The sequence below is a fragment of the Hymenobacter agri genome (assembly GCF_054778495.1).
The window spans coordinates 1-561 of the sequence record NZ_BAAGZM010001280.1 but is presented as its reverse complement, the minus strand read 5'-3'; the positions used below and the strand labels follow the sequence as shown (position 1 = coordinate 561).

Annotated in this window: 1 protein-coding gene; it reads right to left on the bottom strand. The window is 70.4% G+C overall.

The features are described 5' to 3' along the window. Positions 1-182 precede the first annotated feature (182 nt). A partial coding sequence (locus ACYVDE_RS25800; RefSeq protein WP_460504352.1) for a hypothetical protein occupies positions 183-561 on the bottom strand: 379 nt, incomplete at its 5' end.

The window sequence follows — 561 nt, the reverse complement described above, 5'->3', positions numbered from 1 at the left end:
CACGAGATGAGCGTTGCCGGCCTGGCCGCCGGCCTCTACACCGTGCAGGTGCAGGCCGGCGCGGCCTCCGCCACCCACCGCCTCGTGGTGGAGTAGGTACTTGCCATGGCGGTTTCCGGCAAAGCAACAGCCCCGACTACCGGAGTAGTCGGGGCTGTTGCGTATGGTACTTAACGACCGCGCTATGCCGCCACCTCGCGCGGCAGGACGGCCAGTAGGGCTTCGAGGCCGGTGGCCAGCGCCTCGCTGGCTTGCAGCCGCTCCGTTTCCGAAGTGGCGGGGGCTTCCAGCACATCGAGGGTGGGCAGCAGGGCCGTGGCGCCCAGCAGGCGCAGCGAGGGGCGCAGCTTGTGGGCCAGGGCGGCAGCCACTTCCCAATCGGAGCAAGCCCAGGCGGTGTGCAGCTCGACCACACTGCCGGGCGTGTTGGCATGGAAGGACGCCAGCACCCGGTTCATAAAGCCGGTGTTGCCGTGGGCCGTTTGGCGCAGCAGGGCCAGGTCGAACACCGGGGCTGCCGTGGGCGAGGGAGCTGCCGGAGGCATTGGGGCCGGGGCCGGC